At 70.8% G+C, this 20,934-nt stretch carries 19 protein-coding genes; all 19 read right to left on the reverse strand.

Features of this window, described 5'->3' with window-relative positions; all coding sequences use genetic code 11:
• Positions 1 to 9: 9 nt before the first annotated feature.
• The 19 genes from IH26_RS0120695 to IH26_RS53745 all read right to left on the reverse strand — a co-directional run bounded on the left by IH26_RS0120695 (position 10) and on the right by IH26_RS53745 (position 20,911).
• Positions 10 to 1,242 carry a cytochrome P450 gene (locus tag IH26_RS0120695; RefSeq protein ID WP_030437874.1) on the reverse strand — a complete coding sequence of 411 codons (1,233 nt, stop codon included), beginning with the start codon at positions 1,240 to 1,242 and terminating at the stop codon, positions 10 to 12.
• A gap of 30 nt (positions 1,243 to 1,272) precedes the next feature.
• Complete coding sequence (locus IH26_RS0120700) at positions 1,273 to 2,757, reverse strand: tryptophan halogenase family protein (RefSeq protein WP_030437875.1); 1,485 nt, start codon at positions 2,755 to 2,757, stop codon at positions 1,273 to 1,275.
• A 148-nt stretch (positions 2,758 to 2,905) separates the two neighbouring features.
• Positions 2,906 to 4,102: a cytochrome P450 gene (locus tag IH26_RS0120705; RefSeq protein WP_030437876.1), complete on the reverse strand. Its 1,197-nt coding sequence runs from the start codon at positions 4,100 to 4,102 to the stop codon at positions 2,906 to 2,908.
• The gene (locus IH26_RS0120710; protein WP_030437877.1) at positions 4,092 to 5,246 is read right to left on the reverse strand and encodes a cytochrome P450; all 1,155 of its coding nucleotides are present in this window, start codon (positions 5,244 to 5,246) and stop codon (positions 4,092 to 4,094) included. Before IH26_RS0120710 ends, IH26_RS0120705 begins: the two co-directional genes overlap by 11 nt.
• 22 nt (positions 5,247 to 5,268) lie before the next feature.
• A complete protein-coding gene (locus tag IH26_RS0120715) occupies positions 5,269 to 6,444 on the reverse strand; it encodes a cytochrome P450 (RefSeq protein WP_030437878.1) in 1,176 nt (391 codons plus the stop codon).
• A 61-nt stretch (positions 6,445 to 6,505) separates the two neighbouring features.
• The gene (locus IH26_RS0120720) at positions 6,506 to 6,715 is read right to left on the reverse strand and encodes an MbtH family protein (protein WP_030437879.1); all 210 of its coding nucleotides are present in this window, start codon (positions 6,713 to 6,715) and stop codon (positions 6,506 to 6,508) included.
• A gap of 19 nt (positions 6,716 to 6,734) precedes the next feature.
• Positions 6,735 to 8,693: an ABC transporter ATP-binding protein gene (locus IH26_RS0120725; protein ID WP_030437880.1), complete on the reverse strand. Its 1,959-nt coding sequence runs from the start codon at positions 8,691 to 8,693 to the stop codon at positions 6,735 to 6,737.
• A 13-nt stretch (positions 8,694 to 8,706) separates the two neighbouring features.
• On the reverse strand, positions 8,707 to 10,428 hold the full coding sequence (locus IH26_RS0120730) for an ArnT family glycosyltransferase (RefSeq protein WP_030437881.1): 1,722 nt from the start codon (positions 10,426 to 10,428) through the stop codon (positions 8,707 to 8,709).
• Between the two features lie 195 nt (positions 10,429 to 10,623).
• Entirely contained in the window at positions 10,624 to 11,574 is a 951-nt protein-coding gene (locus IH26_RS0120735; protein ID WP_030437882.1) for a glycosyltransferase, read from the reverse strand.
• A gap of 32 nt (positions 11,575 to 11,606) precedes the next feature.
• Complete coding sequence (locus IH26_RS0120740) at positions 11,607 to 12,419, reverse strand: class I SAM-dependent methyltransferase (RefSeq protein WP_030437883.1); 813 nt, start codon at positions 12,417 to 12,419, stop codon at positions 11,607 to 11,609.
• A 115-nt stretch (positions 12,420 to 12,534) separates the two neighbouring features.
• Complete coding sequence (locus tag IH26_RS0120745; protein WP_030437884.1) at positions 12,535 to 13,269, reverse strand: class I SAM-dependent methyltransferase; 735 nt, start codon at positions 13,267 to 13,269, stop codon at positions 12,535 to 12,537.
• A gap of 13 nt (positions 13,270 to 13,282) precedes the next feature.
• A complete protein-coding gene (locus IH26_RS0120750) occupies positions 13,283 to 14,671 on the reverse strand; it encodes an NDP-hexose 2,3-dehydratase family protein (protein ID WP_030437885.1) in 1,389 nt (462 codons plus the stop codon).
• Positions 14,668 to 15,657, reverse strand: coding sequence for an NAD-dependent epimerase/dehydratase family protein (locus IH26_RS0120755; RefSeq protein ID WP_030437886.1), 990 nt, complete (start codon positions 15,655 to 15,657; stop codon positions 14,668 to 14,670). Before IH26_RS0120755 ends, IH26_RS0120750 begins: the two co-directional genes overlap by 4 nt.
• A complete protein-coding gene (locus IH26_RS0120760) occupies positions 15,648 to 16,253 on the reverse strand; it encodes a dTDP-4-dehydrorhamnose 3,5-epimerase family protein (protein WP_030437887.1) in 606 nt (201 codons plus the stop codon). Before IH26_RS0120760 ends, IH26_RS0120755 begins: the two co-directional genes overlap by 10 nt.
• Positions 16,250 to 17,371, reverse strand: a complete 1,122-nt coding sequence (locus IH26_RS0120765; RefSeq protein ID WP_030437888.1) for a DegT/DnrJ/EryC1/StrS family aminotransferase — start codon at positions 17,369 to 17,371, stop codon at positions 16,250 to 16,252. Before IH26_RS0120765 ends, IH26_RS0120760 begins: the two co-directional genes overlap by 4 nt.
• Positions 17,368 to 18,612, reverse strand: coding sequence for a glycosyltransferase (locus tag IH26_RS0120770; RefSeq protein ID WP_030437889.1), 1,245 nt, complete (start codon positions 18,610 to 18,612; stop codon positions 17,368 to 17,370). The genes IH26_RS0120765 and IH26_RS0120770 overlap by 4 nt, the downstream gene beginning before the upstream one ends.
• A gap of 46 nt (positions 18,613 to 18,658) precedes the next feature.
• Positions 18,659 to 19,879: a glycosyltransferase gene (locus tag IH26_RS0120775; protein WP_030437890.1), complete on the reverse strand. Its 1,221-nt coding sequence runs from the start codon at positions 19,877 to 19,879 to the stop codon at positions 18,659 to 18,661.
• 46 nt (positions 19,880 to 19,925) lie between these two features.
• Complete coding sequence (locus IH26_RS62975) at positions 19,926 to 20,312, reverse strand: glycosyltransferase (RefSeq protein ID WP_245665332.1); 387 nt, start codon at positions 20,310 to 20,312, stop codon at positions 19,926 to 19,928.
• Positions 20,270 to 20,911, reverse strand: a complete 642-nt coding sequence (locus IH26_RS53745) for a glycosyltransferase (protein ID WP_245665334.1) — start codon at positions 20,909 to 20,911, stop codon at positions 20,270 to 20,272. Before IH26_RS53745 ends, IH26_RS62975 begins: the two co-directional genes overlap by 43 nt.
• Positions 20,912 to 20,934 lie beyond the last annotated feature (23 nt).

Genomic DNA, 20,934 nt, shown 5'->3' on the forward strand with positions numbered 1-20,934 from the left:
CGTCGTGCGCTACCAGGCGACCGGCAACCGGTCCGGGCAGTCGATGAACGCGTTCCGGAGCTTGACTTCCCCGGCGGGTATCGCCAGGCGTAGCCCGGGTAGTCGCCGCCACAGCGTCTGGTAGGCCATCCGCAGCACCGTTCGGGCCACCGCGGCACCTATGCAGTGATGGATCCCGTGCCCGAACGCGACGTGCGGCGCCGAGTGGCGGTAGGCGTCCAGGACGTTCGGATCCGGCGTGACCGCTTCGTCCCGGTTCGCCATCAGAATCGAGCACAGGACGATGTCCCCCGCCTTGATCAGCTGCCCGTCGACGACCACGTCCCGCACGGCCATCCGCGGAGTCGGCTGCTGCAGGGCGGACACGTAGCGCAGCAACTCGTTGACCAGGCGGTCCGACTCCTCGCTGCCGGCGAGCAGCAACCGCTGCTGGCCGGGATGGTCCAGCAGCGCGAAGATCCCGAAACCGATCATCCCGGCGAGGGTCTCGAGGCCACCGAGGACGAGCGCCGTGCACACGCCCTTCAGCTCCTCGTCCGTGATGTCGTCGCCGTGGTCCCGCAGGAGCATGCCGAGGAACCCCTCGTCCGGGTCCTTCCGCTGCTGGGTGATGAGGCTGCTCAGATATCGGTTGAACGCCGCGCTGTCGGCGGCTCGGGCCCGGTAGCCGCGGCTCAGGTCGACGTTCTGCCGCATGCGCCGCATGAACTCGTTCCGATCGTCACGCGGAATGCCGAGCAACTCGCACAGGACACCCCCGCCGATCGGATCGGCGAACAGCGCCTGCGCGTCGGCCGGCGGTCCCGCCGCCTCCAGCACGTCGACGCGGTCATCGATGAGGGCCTGGATGCCGGGTTCCAGCCGGCGGATCCGCCGGACCGTGAACTCCGGTGTCAGCATCCCCCGCAGGCGGGTGTGCTCCGGCGGATCATAGGTCCCTATCTGCCCGACGAGCTGGGGCGGAATGGGTAGCCCTTCGCCGCTGATCGGTTGCGTCTCGGTCAACCGGACCCGGGTGCTGAAATTCTCGTGATCACTGAAGATCTTCCGTACGACGTCGTAGCCCATCGCCTGCCACAGATAGTCGACGCCGCGCTGGGTGGCGCCCTCGCCGTCGATGCGGATCAGCGCGCCGTGCGCCCGGAGCGCGAACATGTCCTCGTGCGGGTCGCACTGCGTTCGCAGCATGTAGTTCGCCGTCGGCCGCACGACCGGCGCGACCTGGTCGACGCTGTGGTCCATGTCGGGTGAACCCCTCTGTCGCCGGTGCGGTCAGCTTCCGTTCCCGGGCCGGAAGGGCAGCCATCTCATCCCGTCCGGCGAGACGACCAGCCCGCCGGGGAACAGCGGCAGTTCGGGCTCGGCACCGGCGCCGAGGACCGCCTTCATCTGTACCTGGCCGCTCTCCTGCATCACCTGCTTGACCACTTGCGACTTGAACAGCGGCACCATGTTGCCGTCGTCGCTGGTGGCCATGCGGTCCACGGCCGCGGAGAACTCGGCGCTGCGCTCGGCGATCCGGGCCGACGCGGTCAGGGCCGCTTCCCGGGACGACACCCCGCCGATCAGCTCCACGAACGACTCCAGGTCGGTGTGCCCGCTGTTGGTGACTTTCTTCGCCGTCCAGAAGTACGACTCCTCGTTCACATTCATCTCGTAGAACGACACGAGGAATTCGTAGAACACCCCGTACTCGCGGCGGTACCGGGCCTCGAACTCGGTCAGGGCGGTCTTCTCGTCCAGATCGTCGGCGAGCACCGAATTGATCGAACGGGCCGCCAGCAACGCGCTGTAGGTGGCCAGATGCACCCCCGAGGAGAACACCGGGTCCACGAAGCAGGCGGCGTCGCCGACCAGAATCATCCCGGGCCGCCAGAAGGTCGTCTGGTAATAGGAGTAATCCTTGCGGACCCGCAATTCGCCGTACCGGCCGGTCGTGATCCGGCGCGCGTCCTCGAGATACTCCGAGATCAACGGGCATTCGGCGATCAAGGCGCGCAGCGCCTTCTCCTGGTCGCCCTGAATCTTCTCCGCCATCTCCCGGCGTACCACCGCGCCGACGCTGGTCATCGTGTCGCTCAGCGGGATGTACCAGAACCAGCCGCTGTCGAAGGCCACGCTCAGGATGTTTCCCGAGTACGGCTCGGGCAGCCGCTTGCCGTTCTCGAAGTACCCGAACAGCGCCAGGCTGCGGAAGAACTCCGAATAGTTCCGGGTGCCGCCGACACTCGAGTGGAGGCGGCTCTTGTTGCCCGATGCGTCGACCACGAAACGGGCCAGCACCTCCCGTTCCCGGCCGGCCGGATCGGTGTAGCGCAGGCCGGCGACCCGCCCCTCCCCCTCGACCACGCCGGTGACCGGGCAGCCCTCGCGGACCTCGACGCCCTTGCGCTTCGCGTTGTTCAGCAGGATCTGGTCGAACCGCGCCCGTTCGACCTGGTAGGCGAACGACGTCGGCCCGCTCATCCGGGGCGACACGCCGAACGAGAAGGTCCACGGCTCCGGTCGAGCGCCCCAGCGGAACGTGCCGCCGCGTTTGATCGGGAAGCCGGCCGCCGCCAGCTCGTCCGCGACGCCGAGCAGCCGGCACACGCCGTGGACCGTGGCGGGCAACAACGACTCACCGATCTGATATCGCGGGAAAACCTCCTTCTCCAGCAACAACACCCGATGACCCTGCATGGCCACCAGCGAAGCCACCGTCGAACCGGCCGGTCCGCCACCCGCCACGACCACGTCGAATTCCTCTATCGGCATCGCACAACGCCTTTCGGTCGATCACCACTCGTCATAACCGAATTGCTTGGCCGGCTTTCCCGGAACGCATCCTCCAAGTCTTCGCCCCGGACGGCAAGCGACTGCCCTGGCCACCCGGCACCGATGGACGGGAATTGTTTCGCCGGCTTCACCAGGTCACCATCAGACTGGTCAGCCCGTACGCCGGGGTGCTCGTCCGGAATTCGGCTTCCCGGCCGGGGTCCGCCGCCCGCAGACCGGGAAAGCGCTGCCACAGCGACGTGTAGACGATGCGCAGTTCGAGACGGGCCAGAGCGGCTCCGAGGCAATGGTGCACGCCGTGGCCGAAGGCGACGTGCGGGATCGGCTCCCGGGTGACGTCGAGGCGGTCCACGTCCGGAGTCAGGTCGGGATCCCGGTTCGCCATGGGGAGCGAGCAGAGGACGGTCTCCCCCGCCTTGATCACCTGACCCGCCACGACGATGTCCTCGACGGCGGTCCGGGGCGTAGGGGCGTACGGGACCGTCAGGTACCGGATCAGCTCGTCCACGGCGCGGTCCGCCGACCTCTCGTCGGCCCGGAACGCGGCGATCTGCTCGGGGTGGCGCAGCAGCGCCAGCACACCGAGGCCGATCATGCCGGAGATGTTGTCGTCGCCGGCCAGCATCACCTGCACGCAGAAGCCCCTCAGCTCCTCATCGGTGATCGTGTCGCCGTGTTCGGCGACGATCGAGCCGATCAACCCGTCGCCCGGGTTCGTCCGCTCCCGGGCCATCATGGCGAGGAGGTAGCGGGAGAAGGCCTCACCGGCGGCCGCCCGCTTCCGGGGGCTCCGCGAGGCGTCGAGATGCGCGTGACACAGCTGGCGGAACATGGCGCGGTCGTCCCGCGGGACCCCGATCAGCTCGCACAACACGGCCGCGGGCACCTCGTCGGCGACGAACTCGATCAGGTCCGCCGGCGACCCCGCCCGCTCCATGGCGTCGAGACGTTCCGCGACGATCCGGTCGATGCCCGGCGCCAGCAGCCGCATCCGGCGCTGGGTGAATCCAGGCGTCATCAACTGGCGGAGCCGGGTGTGCTCGGGCGGGTCGTAGTCCATCAGGTTGCCGACCAGTTCCCGCGGCCGGAAGACGCCCGTCCCGCCGATCTCGTCCCGCGGGTGGAAGCGGCGCCGGGTGCTGAACCCCCGGTGATCACCGAGCACCTGGCGGACGACGGCGTGCCCCGCGGCGAGCCAGGTGTCGGTGGCCTCCACCCCGGATCCCATCGAGATCTTCGTCAGCTTTCCGGCCGCCCGCAGGTCGTCCGCCGGATCGAAGCCTCGCCGGCGAGCATGCAGCGGGAGCGAGTCGTCACCACTCAAGGGGAAGCTCCTCGACCGCGAAGGGCGCCGGCCGGCCCGGTTTGAACCGCAGGTCCCCCTCGGGGACCGCCAGCCGCAACAACGGGAACCGGCGGACCACCGCCGGCAGCACCACCTGAAGCTCGAGCTTGGCCAGCGGCGCGCCGATGCAGTGGTGGATGCCGTGCCCGAAGGACAGGTGCGTCGGGTTCGGCCGGGTGATGTCGAACCGGTCTTCCCGCGTACGGTTGGCGCCCAGCGTGGAACACGTCAGGACCTCACCGGCGCGGATGTCGCGGCCGGCCAGGCGGACGTCGGTGAGCGCGACCCGGGGCGAGGGCGCTTCGACGATCGACGCGTAGCGGAGCACTTCCTCGATCGCGCCGTCGGTGAGCTCCGGACACTCGCGTAGCAGCGCCATCTGCGCCGGATGGGTGACCAGGAGCAGCACCGCGACCGCCAGCTGGGCGGCCATCTGCTCGGTCGCCATGGTCAGGCTCGCCTCGGCAAGGCCCGCCAATTCCTCGTCGGACACCGCGGCACCGTGCTCGCGGACGAGGACGCCGATCATTCCTTCGCCGGGGTCGCGCCGTTTCCGGGCGGCGAGCCTCTCGGCGTAGTTGACGACGCCGAGGCCCGCCGCGGCCCGCTGCCGGGGTATCCGGCTCTCCCGGCTGTCCCGGATCATCCGCGACAACTCGGCCTGATCGTCCCGCGGGACGCCGAGGAACTCGCAGGCGACGAATGCCGGGATCGGCCAGGCGGCGTACCGGACGAAGTCGACCGGTGATCCCACGCTCTCGAAATCGTCCAGGCAGTCCTCGACGATTCCCTCGATGCGGGGGCGCAGCCCGTTCAGGCGCCGGGCGGAGTACGCCGGGGCCACCGTCCGGCGCAGCCGGGTGTGCTCGGGCTGGTCGTACACCTGCAGGAGCCCCGGCAATTGAGCCCGATCCGCCTCGTCGTCGACCGGTCGCCGGGAACTGAATCGGCCGTGGTCGGCGAGGATCTCCCGCATCTCGTCATACCCGGTGACCAGCCACTGCTTGCGGCCGTCCATTCCCGGTTCCGTGTCGTACTCGTGCAGCGGGCCCTGCTCCTGCAGCGCACAGAACTCGGGCACCGGATCGAGCCGGTTCCGCTGGTGCGGTAGGGGAAGTGCCATCGGTCCTCCTGTGCGTCCGGCGCTACCAGTCGAGCGGCAGGGCTTCCACGTCGAACGGGGGCGGCCCGAACCGGATGGCGCGATCCGGCTCGGCCGGCCTCAGCGTGGGGAAGCGATGCGCCAGAGCCGGAATGGCCGCCCGGAACACCAGCTCGGCCAGGGAGCGGCCGAGGCAGTGATGGATGCCGTGCCCGAACGCGAGGTGCTCCGATCGTCTCCGGGTGATGTCGAACCGGTCCTCCGGGCCCGGGAAGCTCCACCGGTTCGCGGCCAGCAGGGAACACGTGACGGTGTCCCCCGCTCTGACGAGGCGGCCACCGATGTGGACGTCCTCCAACGCGATGCGCGGATGGGTCTTCTCGTCGGTGGTGAGGTAGCGAGTCACCTCGTCCAGCCAGTCCGGAATCGTCTCCGGCTTCTCCCGGAGCAGGGCGAACTGCTCCGGGGCGTCGACCATCAGGAGTGCGCCGGCGGCGAGGAAACGCGCGACCTGGTCCGCGCCCGCGCCCATGACGAACGCGGCGACCCCGGTCAGCTCGGCGTCCGTGATCTCGTCGCCGTGTTCGCGCACCACCACGCCGAACATGTCGTCGCCGGGATCGCGGCGGGTGCGAGCCGTGGCCTTGTTCATGTACGTCATGAACTTGTTGCCGGCTGCCGTGCGCCTCTTGCCCGACCGTTCCGTCCGGCTGGCATGCAGGCAGCGGGAGAGGTCCGCCTGATCGTCCCGGGGAATGCCGAGGAAGTCGCAGGTCGCCGTCGTCGCGATGGACCACCCGAAGTGCGGGACGAAGTCCAGCGGGCCGCCGGTCGCCTCGATCGTGTCCAGGGTGTCCTCGACGACCCGGTCGACCCGGGGGCGGAAATTCTGCATCCGCCGGACGGCGAAGGCGGGCGCCACCAGCCGGCGCAGTCGCGTGTGCTCCGGCGGATCGTACTGGGTGAGGAACCCGGGCCAGGCGATGCCGGCCGCGGTCCCGCCGTAGATCAACCGAGCGCTGAACTTGTCCGAGCCGAGCACCTGCCGGACCTCGTCCAGCCCGGTGGCGAGCCATGCGGTCCGTCCGCCGGGGTGCTCCTCGGTGCCCAATGACGTCATCGGCCCCTCGGCCATCAGGGAGCGGAGTTCCGGCATCGGATCGAACCGGTTCCTGCGGTGCAGCTCCAGGGCGTGGACAACATTGATCTCCTCGAACACGCCACCGCTCCTTTCCCTCGGGCCGTCCAACCGCGCGGATCGGGCGGCTGGACGCCGCCGGTCACGCGCCGACTTCCTCGATCAGGCTCTTCGGCCGCAGGTCCGTCCAGTTCCGCTCGACGAAGGTGAGGCACTCCGATCGGGACGCCTCGCCGTGTACGACGGTCCAGCCGGCCGGCACCTCGGCGAAGGCGGGCCAGAGCGAGTGCTGGCCCTCGTCGTTGACGAGCACGAAGAACGAGCCGTCCTCGTTGTCGAAGGGGTTGGTCATCGTGGTGTCCTCTCTGTTGTCATCCGCCGCGGACCGCGTGGCGCACCGGCTCCGGCTCGTCGTCGTCCAGTTCGGCAGCGTCGGTCACCGGCTCGATGGCACTGTTTCCGGACTTGAAGTACTGCGTGTGATAGAGATCCGCGTAGAGACCGCCCCGGGCCAGCAGTTCCTCGTGCGTCCCGCTCTCGCGGACCCGCCCGTCGTCGATGACCAGGATCTGGTCGGCCTCGCGGATCGTGGACAACCGGTGAGCGATCACCAGCGAAGTGCGGTTGCGCAGGGCGGTCCGCAGGGCCCGCTGGACGGCGGCCTCCGACTCGGAGTCGAGGTGCGCGGTGGCCTCGTCGAGCACCACCACGGTAGGCGCCTTCAGCAGCAGCCGGGCGATGGCCAGCCGTTGCTTCTCGCCCCCCGACAAGCGGTAGCCGCGATCACCCACGATGGTGTCGAGCCCGCCCGGGAGGGACTCGATCAGATTCCAGATCTGGGCTCCCCGGCAGGCCTCGATCAGATCGTCCTCGGTCGCGGTGGGACGGGCGTACAGGAGGTTCTCCCGGATCGAGTCGTGGAAGAGGTAGGCGTCCTGGCTGACCACCCCGACCGTCTCCCGGATCGAGTCGAAGGTGAGGTCGCGCAGATCGTGTCCGCCGACGCGAACGGTGCCGGAGGTCGGGTCGTACAGGCGCGACACCAGGTGGGTGAGGGTGCTCTTCCCGGCGCCGGACGGGCCGACGAGCGCGGTGAGGGTTCCGGCCGGCACGTGCAGGTCCACCCCGCGCAGGACCTCCGGCGTCGTCTCGCCGCGCACTCGCGCGGCGCGCACGTACTCCAGCGAGGCCAGCGAGACCTCGTCGGCGGAGGGATAGCGGAACCAAACGTCCTGGAACTCGATGTCCGGAGCGAGGTTCTTCGCGAGTCCGATCGCGTCCGGGCGCTCCTCGATCAGCGGCTTGAGATCGAGCAGCTCGAAGGTCCGGGCGAAGCCCACCACGATGGTCTGCGCGGTCTCCTGCAGCCCGGACAGCTGGACGATCGGCCCGAACAGCCGGCCCAGCAGGGTGACGATGGCGACCAGCGTCCCGAGCTGGAACGCGCCGTTGAGCACCAGGCCACCGCCGACCCCGTAGACGAGCGCCGTGGCGAGCGAGGCCATCAACCCCATCATGACGAAGGCCAGCCGGCCGTACACGGAAAGACGCACACCGATCCCGCGGATGTGCACGGCGCGGTTCGCGTACTCGGCCAGTTCCTCCTTCGGACGGCCGAAGAGCTTGGAGAGCATCGCGCCCTGCACGTTGAACCGCTCCTGGAGGAGCCCGCCGAGGGCGGCATTCGCCTCCATCAGCCCTTCGGTGCGCCGCTGGATCAGCCGGCCCACGTAGACCCAGGGCACGATGAACAGCGGGATCACCACCAGCGTGACGACCGCGACGAGCCACGACAGGACGAACAGCTCCACCAGCACCAGCAGGACGGTCAGCCCGCTGGTGGCCGCCATCAGCAGGTAGCCGAACTGCTGCTGCGACATGATGAGCTCGGTGTGCAGCCGGTTGATCAGCACTCCGGTCTGGGTGCGGGTGAAGAAGGCGACCGGCAACCGCTGGACGTGGCCGAGAGCCTGCACCCGCAGGTCGTAGGTGACACCCTGGCCGATCCGGCCGGAGATGTAGGCCGACACCAGTTCCAGCAACCCACTGGCCACCGCCAGCCCCGCGGTGGCGAACGAAATCATCACCAACAGCCGGAGGTCGTGCTTGAGGATGCCGTCGTTGACCAGCTTCATCAGCAACAACGGAACCGCGACGACCAGGAGCGAATCGAGCGAGGCGACCAGGACGAAGAGCGCCACCTTGCCGATGTGCGGGCGGAAATACGCGAGCACCCGGCGCACCGTCCCCGGACGGACCTTGGTCACCCAGGGATCCGGATCATCGTCCGCGCCCTTGCCCGGTCCCCCGAAATTCAGAACTACGCTCACCAGAGCACCCTTCTCAGGCGGAGCCGGACGCCGGTCCGGCGTTGGCGTCGAAGGAACTGCCGGAGTAGTCCGGATCAAGGACGGAGATGGCGTACGTGGCCGGCGCGGCCAGCATGGCCGCGATGCCGAGCGCCAGCCCGGCGGTGACCAGGGCGGTCGAGCCGGTCCGGCGCACGCGCGCCAGGATCAGCGCCAGCAGGGCGACCACGCCGAGCGCGAGCGTGCCCCATCTCGCCCAGGGCAGGAAGTTCGGGAAGTGGGACCACAACCAGACGCCCCAGGCCAGTTCGGTCGCGACCGCGAGAGGCAGCACCCAGGCCCGCCGGCCGCCGCGCCGGTACTCCTGCCCGAACGACACGATGCCGAGAGCGGAGAGGGCGGCGATGGCGGGGGCGAGCGTGGCCACGAACGCGGTGTGGTCGACCGCGCCGGCGCTGTACACGAACGCGTACATCGCCAGCCACACGCCCCACATCACCAGGCCGCCACGTACCGGCTCGGTCCGCTCGGTCCCGCGCCGCCACCAGAGGCCGAACAACAGGGACAGCAGCGTGAGCGGGAACAGCCAGCCGATCGCGACGCCGAGGTGGCCATCGAGCAGCTTGGTCGAGCCCAGCGGATCCACCCGGCTCTCCACCTTGGACCGGTCCCCGCCCGGCGGGCCGCCGGCCATCGGCCCTTGGCCCTGGGCCAACGGGCCGACGTTGCCCTGCTGGTCCTGGGCCAACGGGCCGACGTTGCCCTGCTGGTCCTGAGCCCTCGAACCGACATCCCCCGGCTGGTTCTGGCCCTGCGGTGCGCCGGGCGGACCCAGCGCCGGGCCGCCGCCGTCCCCTCTGAGGTTGAGCGGGGCGGCGCCGGGCAGATGGATGCCCACCCGGCTGAGACCGTTGTATCCGAACACCATGGCGAAGGCACTGTTGTTCGTGCTGCCGCTGACGTACGGCCGGTCGGCGGCCGGGGTGAAGGTGTAGAGAGCGATCCAGGACAGCGACACCGCCAGCGTCACCACCCCGGCGAGCCCCACGTGCTTGAGCCGGCGGCGCAGGTCGATCGGCGCGCTCAGCAGGTAGCCGGCCGCCAGGGCGGGGAGGATCATCCAGGCCTGCAGGGTCTTGCACTGGAAGGCCAGCCCGACCCAGACGCCGGCCCACACCAGCGACCGGAGCCGGCCCACCAGGACCGCGCGCTGATACGCGTCGGCGGCGAGCACCAGGCACATGACCAGCGCGCCGTCGGCCATGCTGTGCCCGAACATCGACGCGGTGACCGGGGTCAGGGTGAAGATGCCCGCGGCGAGCAGACCGGGCACCACGCCCGCCCACCGCCGCACGACCCGGTAGAGCACGAGCACCGAGACGACGCCCTCGATCACCTGCGGCAGGGCCAGCGACCACGCGTGATAGCCGAAGATCCGGGCCGAGATCGCCTGCGGCACGAAGGACCCGGCGAGCTTGTCGAGCGTGTAGGTCGCCTTCGGGTCGGCCGCGCCGTAGATGAGCGCCTTCCAGCTCTCGGACATGCTCTTGGCGGCGTCGGAGTACAGCGGCGCGAAGTCGACCAGCCGCAGGTTCCATGCGTACAGCACCAGCGCCACGACAGTGATGCCCAGCAACGTGGGCCTGGCCCACCCCGGCTGGCCGGCCGGCGAGCGCCACACCGCCCAGCGGCCGGCGGCGCCCGCGGGCTCCGGTTCTCGGGACTGCGACGGCAGATCGGTAAGTGTTTCGGACACCCGGGTACCTCCAGGCGTGATACGGCATGGGTCGGGAAGGTCAAGACCGTTCCATCGGCGCCGGCGGGGCGAGCCCGGCTGATCCGCTCGGTGCGGGAGCCGTGAGCTGCCGGTTCGGCGGGCTCCCGAAGCGTCGGGATCAGTCTGCTGACCGCGATGGCACTCCTCAATAGGTGCACCTTGGACAGCAGCGGCTCACACCGGAAGGCCGGCCGCCTCGTACAGCATCCGCGCGGCCACGTCGGTCCCATCGGTGCGGATCGTGCCGGCCACGGCTGCTGCCCGCGCCCGGGTCTCCGGGGCCAGTGCCCCGGTGAGCGCGGCCGACAGGGAACCGACGGTCGGGGCCGGCCCGTCGTGCGCCACGCCGATGCCCAGCTCGGCCACCCGGCCCGCATAGTGCGGCTGGTCCGCCACCTGGGGCACCACGATCTGGGGTACGCCGGCCCGGGCGGCCACGTGCGTCGTGCCCGTGCCGCCGTGATGCACCACGGCGGCCACCCGGCCGAACAGCACCTGCAGGTTCACCTCGCCGACGGCGAGACAGTCGTCCCGGTCGTCGGGCAACGCCAGGTCGTCGCCGCCGACGCCCGGCGGTGCGGGCGCCAGCACCGGGTCGGCCGCCAGCCAGGGCCGATCGGTGTGGCAGTAGTCGACGACGTTCTCGACCGGCGGCAGGCCGAGCCGGGTCCGGTGCTTGTTGAGCTCGCCGCCGAACAGACCGTCGGAGCCCTTGTTGAATGGGACCCGCTGGTCCGGCGTGGGCAGCACGAACGGGGACGGAACCGCATAGAAATAGGGGATGCCGAGCTTCTCGGCGATCGACCGCACCGCGACCGCGCCGGAGATCAAGCCGCTCGCCAGCACCACATCGCATCCCCGCGCGACCGCCGGCACGGTCTCGAACTGCTCGGCGATGCCCGCGCCCGCGTTCCTGACGTCGGGCGAGCGCCCGAGCCCACCCACCCCTTCGAGCACCGACCGGCCGGCCAGCACGAGCGGCACGCCGGCCTCGGCCAGCCGCCCGGCGAAATCCGACGGCGCGCACATCCGCACCTCGGCCCCGAGTGCCCGCAGCCGCACCGACAACGCGACCAGCGGCTCGACATCTCCGCGGGGTCCGTTCGACCAGATCAACACACGCATGTCAGCTCCCCTGTCCGCGATACCCGGTCACGTCAGCGCCGGATCGCGACGATGCCGACCGTGGCGTAGTGCATGGTGAAGGCGCCGCCCATCTCGTCGATCGCCGCGCCGAGATGAGCCTGGAACCGGGCGAGCGCGTCCGGCGCGAGGGCGTGGAAACCGCCCTGGGTGAGCAGATGGTCCAGCCATTCGTCGCGGGTGCAGGTCCGATCCCATTCGTATCGCATTCCTTCCGGCACCCCGAAGGCATTGGTGCGGCCGATACCGTCGGCGGCTTTCGTGTATTGGTTCGCATAGATGTTCCTGGCGTAGTCCTCGACGCTTTCGCCCGGTTCGGGTCCCGGTTCCGCCGGCGCGTCCGGCACGGCGTAGCGGTACGCCTCGTCCAGCGCCGTCAGAACGGCTCCCGGAAGTTCCGGCTCGTTGTCGAACAGGGCCAGCACGCCCCCGGGCCGGAGCACGTCGGCCGCCTTCCGCGCGCCCGCGAGCGGATCCACCCAGTGCCAGGCGGTGCCCGAGACGACCGCGTCGAAGGTGCGGCCCGCGGGGTCCCAGTCCTCGAATCTCGCCACCTCGACGTCGAGTCCCCGGCCGCGGGCGAAGTCGGCCATCCGCGGGTCCGGCTCGACCCCGAGCACCGTGCCGCCGGCCGCCTGGAACAGACGCGAAGAAATACCGGTGCCGCAGCCGACGTCGACGAATTTCGTACCCGGGGCCAACCCGACCATGCGGTCGATCAATTCTTGCGGATAAGTGGGACGGGCGCGGTCGTAGCGCGCGGCGTCGAGGCCGAACCACTCAGCGATCTGCCGGTTCTCGTGCGGTTCACGGGAGAGATTGAGCATGGCCTGACGATAGTGAGATTCGGCGATGTCCAGGTCGGCCGCCGGGCGCCGGCGGACAAGCGCGGAACCGCGTTTCGGGTGCTCGTCCAACCGGCCGCAATGAGCGGCTGGACGCTCAGCCGGGCGTGCGGGCCACGGCGAAGACGGACTGGCCGAACGGCGGCCGCACGATCCGCTCGGCGGCCCGGGTGACCGGCAGCACCAGCCGGTCGTACGCCTTGACCATCGGACCGTCCTTCGGCGTCAGCCGGAAGATGCTGGTGGCACCGTAGTAACCGAGCAGGCCGAGGGCGTTGGCGTAGTGCACCTTCTCGACCCGCAGGCCGGCCTCGATCAGGGCCGTGCGCATCGACTTCCTCGTGTACCGGCGGAGGTGGCCGGTGGCGACGTCGACCCGGCTCATGGCGAACATGAACGCCGGCACGATCAGGATGACGTGACCACCCGGGCGGACGAAGCCGGCCATGCTGCGCAGGGCGCCGACATGGTCCTCGATGTGCTCGAGCACGTTGTACGACACGGCGGCGCTGTACCGGCCTTCGACGCCGGTCGACGGCAGCAGCACCTTCCGCACCTCGATGGCGGGATACCCGGCCATCCGCTCCTCGAGCCGCACCAGCCGATCCGGGTCGGCTTCGGTCGCGGTGAACCTCGGAAGGCGCTCAGCCCACTCGATCGCGTAGTCGCCCAGGCCGCTGCCGATCTCGATCGGGTTGTCACCCAGGTACGGAAGGGCCAGCTCCACGAACCACCGCCGGTGATTCACGGCCGTCGCCAGTCCCTCCAGCACCTCGGACTGGACCCGCTGGTCTCCCGTGATGCCGGCCGGGCGGTCCGATGCGGTCGTCATCGCCCCTCCATGGTCAAGACAGCCGGACCGTGCCGGCGTTCAGACAGGACAACAGCGTGCGGGTCTGGACGTTGAGGTAGTGACCATGGCCGGACAGGGCACCGAGTTGACCCACGGTGGCCCAGGTGAAGCCGGCCGGCGGCTGCGGCGCGACCTCGTCCTCGGTGACGTCGACGAACAGATAGCGACTCTCCGCGTTGAGGAAGCGGCCGCCCTCCTCGGAGTGCAGCGCCTCGTAGCGGATCCGTTCGGCCGGGGCCGCGAGCACCAGGTCCAGGAAGGGTGGACGATCCTCCGCGGGCAGGTGCGCCGAGTTGGCCGGGTTGCACTGCACCGTCGGAGCGAGCTCGACGGTGTCCAGCAGGCCGGCCTCCGGCTTGGCCTGGACCAGCAGATGCGGTACGCCGCCGATGTCGCGGACCAGGAACGCGGCGACGCCCGTTCCGGTCGGTTCGATCAGCGGCTGCGACCAGCTCGTCACCTCCCGGTTGCTCGCCTCGACGGAGACGGCGACCAGCCGGAAGTAGCGGCCGTCCGGCCGGTGCACGGAGAACGCGTCGCGCTCCCAGCCCGCGATTCCGGCCAGCGGCTTGCACTCGATCACGGTGTTCCACCGGGACCGCTCGACGGTGAACCAGGACTGCAACTCGGCGTCGCTGTGCACGGCCCCCGCTTCCGGGGCGGCCATCGGCAGGCAGGCGAGGACCGTACGCGTATCCATGTTCACCACGTTGTCCAGGCTCAGCAGCTCGCCGATCTGGCCCAGGGTGAGCCAGCAGAAGTCCTCGTGCGGCACCACCTCGCTGGTCGCCTCGACCAGCATGTTGCGGTTGGACTTGCGGTAGAACCAGGAGCCGTGTTCCGACTGGAGCACGTCGACGAGCACCCGGCCGCGCCGAGGTCCGGCGAAATGCTCGAGATAGCGCACCCCGGCGCCGCGGTGGACGCCGGTGTAGTTGCTCCGGGTGGCCTGCACGGTGGGCGAGAGCTGCAGCTGATTGGGGTTGCCCGGCTCCATCTTGGCCTGCAGCAGGAAATGCGGGACGCCGTCGAAGTCCTTGGTCAGGATGCCCAGGATGCCGGCCTCCGGCTGGTGGATGATCGGCTGCTCCCAGCTGCGGACCTCGCCGTCGCCGAGCGCGATCGACAGCCCCTCGACACTGAAGAACCGGCCGGTGCGATGCCTCAGGTTGCCCGTCCCCGGCGCGAACGACCAGGCGTCGAGGTCGTCGAACACGATCCGATCGACCCGGAACCGGTGCGCCCGGGCCCGGCCGGCGAACCACGCCCGGAAGTCCGCGGTCCGGATCATGTGGCCCTCGGCGGTCTGCGCCGCCGAGCGCCACAGCCGGTGCGGCAGAGCGTCGTCGGCACGCGGATGGAGGGCGATGGCCGCGGTCACGACGGCTCAGCCTCGCGAACGCACTGCACGACCGTACGCGCGAGCGCCTCGTCGAGCGGCACCCGTGGGCTCCAGCCGGTGACGGCACGGAAGCCCGACGAGTCGATGGTGACGCTCTGGAAGTCGCCGGCCTCCGCGTGCGCGGGCGCCGGCACCGACACGACCGGTACCGGCGGCCTGCCGGTCTCCTCGGCAACCAGCTTGGCCACCATCCTGAACACCTCGCCCAGGGGCGCCCCGTACCCGGAACCGAGCAGCCACGCGCGGCCGGCCAGCTCCGCGATGTGATCGGCCGCGGCCACCAGGGCCCGGGCCACGTCGTCGATGTAGACCAGGTCGCGGCGTACCGTGCCGTCGTGCCACATGGTGATGTCCTGGCCGGCCACCGCGCGCCGCACCATCAGCGACACCACCCCCTTGTCCCGGGCGGTGGAGCGGGGGCCGGAGCCGAAGACCGTGGGCAGCCGGATCGAGGTGGCCTGGACGACACCCGCCGCGTCGGCGGCCAGCAGGATCCGCTCGGCGGCCAGCTTCTGCCGGTCGTACTCCCCCGCCGGCCGGTCCGTCTCGGTGCCGTCCAGGATCTCGCGGGCGGCCGGTCCGGCCTGCGAGGCCGCGCCGGCGAACACCACCCGCAACGGCGGGCCGGACCGGCGTGCGGCGTCGACCAGGTCGCGGACCAGGCCGACGGTGACCCGCTCGGCCGCCGCGTCCCCGTCGGCCACTCGCCAGGTGGTCGAGCCGGCGATGTACGCCACGGCATGGATCACGACGTCGGCGCCGGCCACGGCCTCGGCCATCGAGCCCGGCTCGCAGAGATCGGCCGATCGCACCTCGATCTCCGCGCGGGTGTCGCCGGGGACGAGCGCCGGCCGGCGGGACACCGCGCGCACCCGGATCGGACGGGTGGCGAGCTCGCGCAGCACGGCCGAGCCGACGAACCCGCTCGCGCCGAGCAGCACGACCCGGGGTGGGTTCACCGCCACAGCTTCGCCTCCACGTTCCGGCAGAGCTCGTAGTCGTCCAGCAGCCCGCGCTCGCGGGCCTGGGCGAGCGTCGGCGCGGCCGCGTCCCGGTCGGATTGCCGGATGGTCAGCCCGGACGGGATGGGCAGCCCGATCCCGGGATCGAGGGGGGAGATCGCGAGCTCGTTGGCCGGCACGTAACCCTCGGACATCAGGTAGACGATCACCGAGTCGTCCTGCAGGGAGAGGAACGCGTGTCCCACACCGACCGGGATGTAGAGGGCACGGCAGTTGTCGCCGGTGAGTTCCGTCGTGTCCCAGCGGCCGAAGGTGGGCGAGCCGACCCGCAGGTCGACCAGATAGTCCTGGACCCGGCCGTAGGGGCAGTAGACGTACTTGGCCCGGCCGGGCGGCGCGACCGTGTAGTGGATGCCGCGGAGCACGCCCCGGGCGGACCGGTTGTGGCTCACGTCCCGGACCGGGAAGAGCGGCCGGTCGAGCGCCTCGGCGAACGGGGCCTCCTGGTACGGCGACGCGAACAGTCCCCGGTCGTCCGGGAACACCGGAGGCGTGAACTGGAAGGCTCCGTCGATCGTGGACGGTACGACGCGGTTCACAACCGCTCCAGGACCGAGCGCAGGGCCTCGATGACGCGGTCCTGCACGGCTTCGGGCAGGGACGGGTACATCGGCAGGGAGAAGATCTCGCCGGCGAGTTCCTCGGTGACCGGCAGCGAGCCCGGCGGGTAGCCGAGGTCGGCGAAACCGCTCATCGTGTGCACCGGCCACGGATAGCTGACGTTCAGCATGATGTCCTGCCTTTTGAGCGCCTCGATGATGTGGTCCCGGCGCGGATGACGGACCACGTACACGTAATAGACGTGGGTATTGCCGGGGTTGGTGGCCGGCAACCGGAGCCCGCCCGGGCCGGTGAGGTCGCCGAGCCTTTCCTCGTATCGCCGGGCCACGGCGTTGCGACCGGCGATGTAATCGTCGAGGCGGCCCAGCTTGCGCCGCAGGATCTCGGCCTGGAGCTCGTCGAGCCGGGAGTTGTGACCCGGGGAGCGCACGACGTAGTAGACCTTTTCCATCCCGTAGTAGCGCAGTTGCTTGAGGTTGCGGTCGACCTCGTCGTCGGAGGTCAGCACCGCGCCGCCGTCGCCGTACGCGCCGAGCACCTTGGTGGGGTAGAAGGAGAAGGCGGCGGCGTGGCCCATGGTCCCGGCGAGCCGCCCGTGCTGACGGGCCCCGTGTGCCTGGGCGCAGTCCTCGAGGATCTTGAGCCCGTGTTTCTCGGCCAGGGAGACCAACGGCGCCATGTCGACGCATTGGCCGTACAGGTGCACCGGGACGATCGCCCTGGTCCGGGCGGTGATCGCCGCGGCGACCTGAGCCACGTCCAGCAGGAAGTCCTCGGCGCGAACGTCCACGAAGACCGGCGTCGCCCCGGCGCCGACGATGGCGACCACGGTCGGCGCCGCCGTGTTGGACACGGTGATGACCTCGTCGCCGGGCCCGATGCCCAGGGCCTCAAGGCCGATCGTGAGCGCGTCGGTCCCGTTGCCGACGCCGGTGCCGTGGGCGAGCCCGTGGTAGGCGGCGAACTCGGCCTCGAAGCATTGGACACTCTCGCCGAGCACCAGCTGCCCCGAGTGGAACACCTTCTGCACGGCGTCGAGGATGTCGTCCTTCTCCTTGGCGTACTCCGGTAGGTAGTCCCATACGCGAGTCGTCACTTGCTGGCTTCCGATCGTCGAAGGGCGGCGGCCGGCAGCTTCTCCCCGCTGACCGCGTCGAGCACCAGTCGCGCGGCCACCGTGGTCCCGTCGGTGCGGATCGCGCCGGCCAGGGCGGCCGCTCGGGCGCGGGTCTCCGGGGCCAGTGCCGGGGCGAGCGCGGCCGACAGGGAGTCGAACGTCGGGGCCGGACCGTCGTGCGCCACCCCGACACCCAGCTCGGCCACCCGCCGGGCGAAGTACGGCTGGTCCGTGTACTGCGGTATCAGGACCTGAGGGCAGCCGGCGCGGGCCGCCGCCGTCGTCGTGCCCGCTCCGCCGTGATGGATGACCGCAGCCACCCGGGCGAACAGCGACTGGAAGTTGGCCTCGCCGATGGCGAGGCAGTCGGCCCCGTCGTCGGGCAGCCGCAGGTCGGCCCAGCCGCTGCCGAGGATCACCCGGTGGCCCTGCGCCCGGACCGTCTTGACCGCCACCTCGGCGGCGTCCGCGGTCTCGGACGTGCTGCCGAAGCCGACGTACACCGGTGGTGGACCGGCCGCCAGGAACGCCTCCAGCTCGGCCGGGAGCGGCCGGTCGTCGGGCATGATCCACGCACCGGTCTGCACGGCGTTGTGGTCCCGCGGCCGGGGGGCCAGGACCGGGTCCGCCGCCAGCCAGGGCTGGTCGGTGTAGCCGTACCGGAAGATGTTCTCCACCGGTGGCAGGCCGATCGAGGCCCGCCGATGGTTGACCGGATCGCCGAACCGCTCGCCGAAGAGCCGGCCGCGCTCGTCCCACAGCACCTGGTTGTCGGTCACCCCGGGGGTGAGCTCCTCGTCCAGTGGCGGCGCGTGGTGCGGCGACGGCAGATAGACCGGGCTGTAGGCGGCGTAGAAGTACGGGATGCCCAGTTTCTCGGCCACCGACCGCACGGCGACCGCGGCGGCCAGTTCGCCGGTCGCCACCACCGCGTCACACCCGTCGGCCGCGGCGGGGACCTGGTCGAACTGCACACCGACCGCCTCGGCGGCCATCCGGCGCTCGGTCTCGGGCGACGGCGGCCCCATCCCGTCGCGCAGCATCATGCGTTTCCCGTGGCCGATCGCCACCAGCGGCACATCGACCTCGGCCAGCCGCTCCCGCGCGGACGGGGGTGCACACATCAGCGGTTCCGCACCGAGTGTCCGCAGCCGCACCGCCAGCGCCAGCAGCGCCTCGACGTCTCCGCGACTTCCCGAAGTCGACAACAACACCCGCATCTCGCATCTCCTGTTCCGGTCGGACGATTCCGCCGAGGACACCGCTTCACACCGAGACGGCGGTCCTGCTGTTCGCCGCGTCGAGCAACAGTCGCGCGGCCACCGCCGTCCCGTCGGTACGGATCGTGCCGGCCACCGCCGCCGCCCGCGCCCGGGTCTCCGGCGCCAACGCCACGGCGAGCGCGGCCGACAGGGAGTCGAAGGTCGGGCTGGGTCCGTCGTGCCCCGCACCGATGCCCAGCTCGGCCACCCGGCGGGCGAAGTACGGCTGGTCCACGATCTGCGGCACCACGACCTGCGGGGCACCGGCCCGGGCGGCCGTGGTCGTCGTGCCCACGCCGCCGTGGTGGACGGCGGCCGCCACCCGGCCGAACAGCAACTGGTGGTTCACCTCGCCGACGGCGAAGCAGTCGTCCCGGTCGTCGGGCAACGCCAGGTCGGCCCAGCCGTGTGAGAGCACCACCCGGCGGCCGTGGGCACGGATCGCCTCGACGGCCACCTTCGCGGCGCCGGCCGGAGCGGGCATGCTGCCGAAACCCACGTACACGGGCGGCGAACCGGCATCCAGGAAGGCGGTCAGCTCCGGCGGAAGGGGCCGTTCGTCGGGCAGGATCCACGCGCCGGTCTGCACCGCGTCGAGATCCGTCGGCTGCAGCGGCGCCAGGATCGGATCGGCCGCCAGGATCGGGTGATCGGTGAAGCCGTACCGGAAGATGTCCGTCACCGGTGGCAGGCCGATCGCGGCCCGCCGGTCGGTGAGCGGTTCCCCGAAGCGCCGGAAGGCGCCCCGGTTGTTCCGGTCCCACAGCGCCCGGATGTCGGAGATCTCCGGCGCCGGTGGCTCGCCGAGTGGTGGCGGCGGCGGATAGTGCGGCGACGGCACGTAGATGGGGCAGTAGAAGCCGTAGAAATAAGGGATTCCCAGCTTCTCGGCCACCGACCGGACGGCGACCGCGGCGGACAGTACGCCGGTCGCCAGCACCACATCACAGCCCTCGGCCGCCGCCGGTACCTGGTCGAACTGCACCGCCATCGCCTCGGCCGCGAGCCGCGGCGCGTCCTCGGGCCGCGGCCTCCCCTCGTTCATCGCGGTACGGACCGAGCGGCCGACCGGCGTGAACGGCACCCCGACCTCGGCCAGCCGCGCCGCGGCGTCCGGCGATGCGCAGACCCGTACCTCCACACCGGCCGCCCGCAGCCGCACCGCCAGCGCCACCAGCGGTTCGAGGTCTCCCCGGCTTCCCGACGTCGACAACAACACACGCATTTCGCATCTCCTGTTCCGGCCGGGCAAGCCCGCCGTGGACACCAGTTCACACCGAAACGGCGGGCTTCTCGCGACTGGTCACATCGAGCAGGGTTCGCGCGGCCACCGACGCGCCGTCGGTGCGGATCAGGTCGGCCACGGCCGCGGCCCGCGTCCGGGTCGCCGGCGCCAGGGCCGTCTCGAGCGCGGCCGACAGGGACGCGAACGCCGGGACCGGACCGTCGACCGCCGCGCCCGCGCCCAGCTCGACCAGCCGCTCGGAGTAGTACACCTGGCCGACGATGTGGCGGACCACGATCTGCGGGGCGCCGGCCTTCGTGGCCACGTGCGTGGTGCCCGTGCCGTCGTGATGCACCACGGCGGCCACCCGGCCGAACAGCACCTGCAGGTTCACCTCGCCGACGGCGAGACAGTCGTCCCGGTCGTCGGGCAACGCCAGGTCGTAGGCCGCTCGTCGGGCAGGATCCAGGCACCGGTCTGCACGGCCTCCACGCCCGGTGGCAGCGGCGCCAGCACCGGGTCGGCCGCCAGCCAGGGCCGATCGGTCAAGGCGTAGTCGAAGACGTTGCGGACCGGCGGCAGGCCGATCGAGGCCCGCCGCCGGTTGAGCACCTCCCCGAACATCCCGTCGGCGCCCTGGTTGAACTGCTCCCGCTGGGCCGGATCGAGCGCCGCCGGCAGATGGATCGGACTCCAGACGACGTTGAAGTACGGGATGCCGAGCTGCTCGGCCACCGACCGGGTGGCGGCCGCGCCGGACAGCAGGCCGCTCGCCACCACCACGTCACAGCCCTGGGCCGCCGCCAAGGCCTGGTCGAACTGGGCCGACACGCCCGCCGCCGCGTCCTCGGAGCGGCTGTGCGACGGGCGCTGGAGCGGCATCAGCGGCACGTCCAACTCGGCCAGGCGCTCGGCGCTGTCCCGGGGCGCGCACATCAGCGCCTCCGCGCCGAGTGCGCGCAACCGCGCCGCCAGGGCCACCAGCGGCTCGACATCTCCGCGGGATCCACACGACCACAACAACGCACGCATTTCGCATCCCCTATCCCGTAGGT

The organism is Actinoplanes subtropicus, assembly GCF_000721705.1.
Lineage (GTDB): Bacteria > Actinomycetota > Actinomycetes > Mycobacteriales > Micromonosporaceae > Actinoplanes > Actinoplanes subtropicus.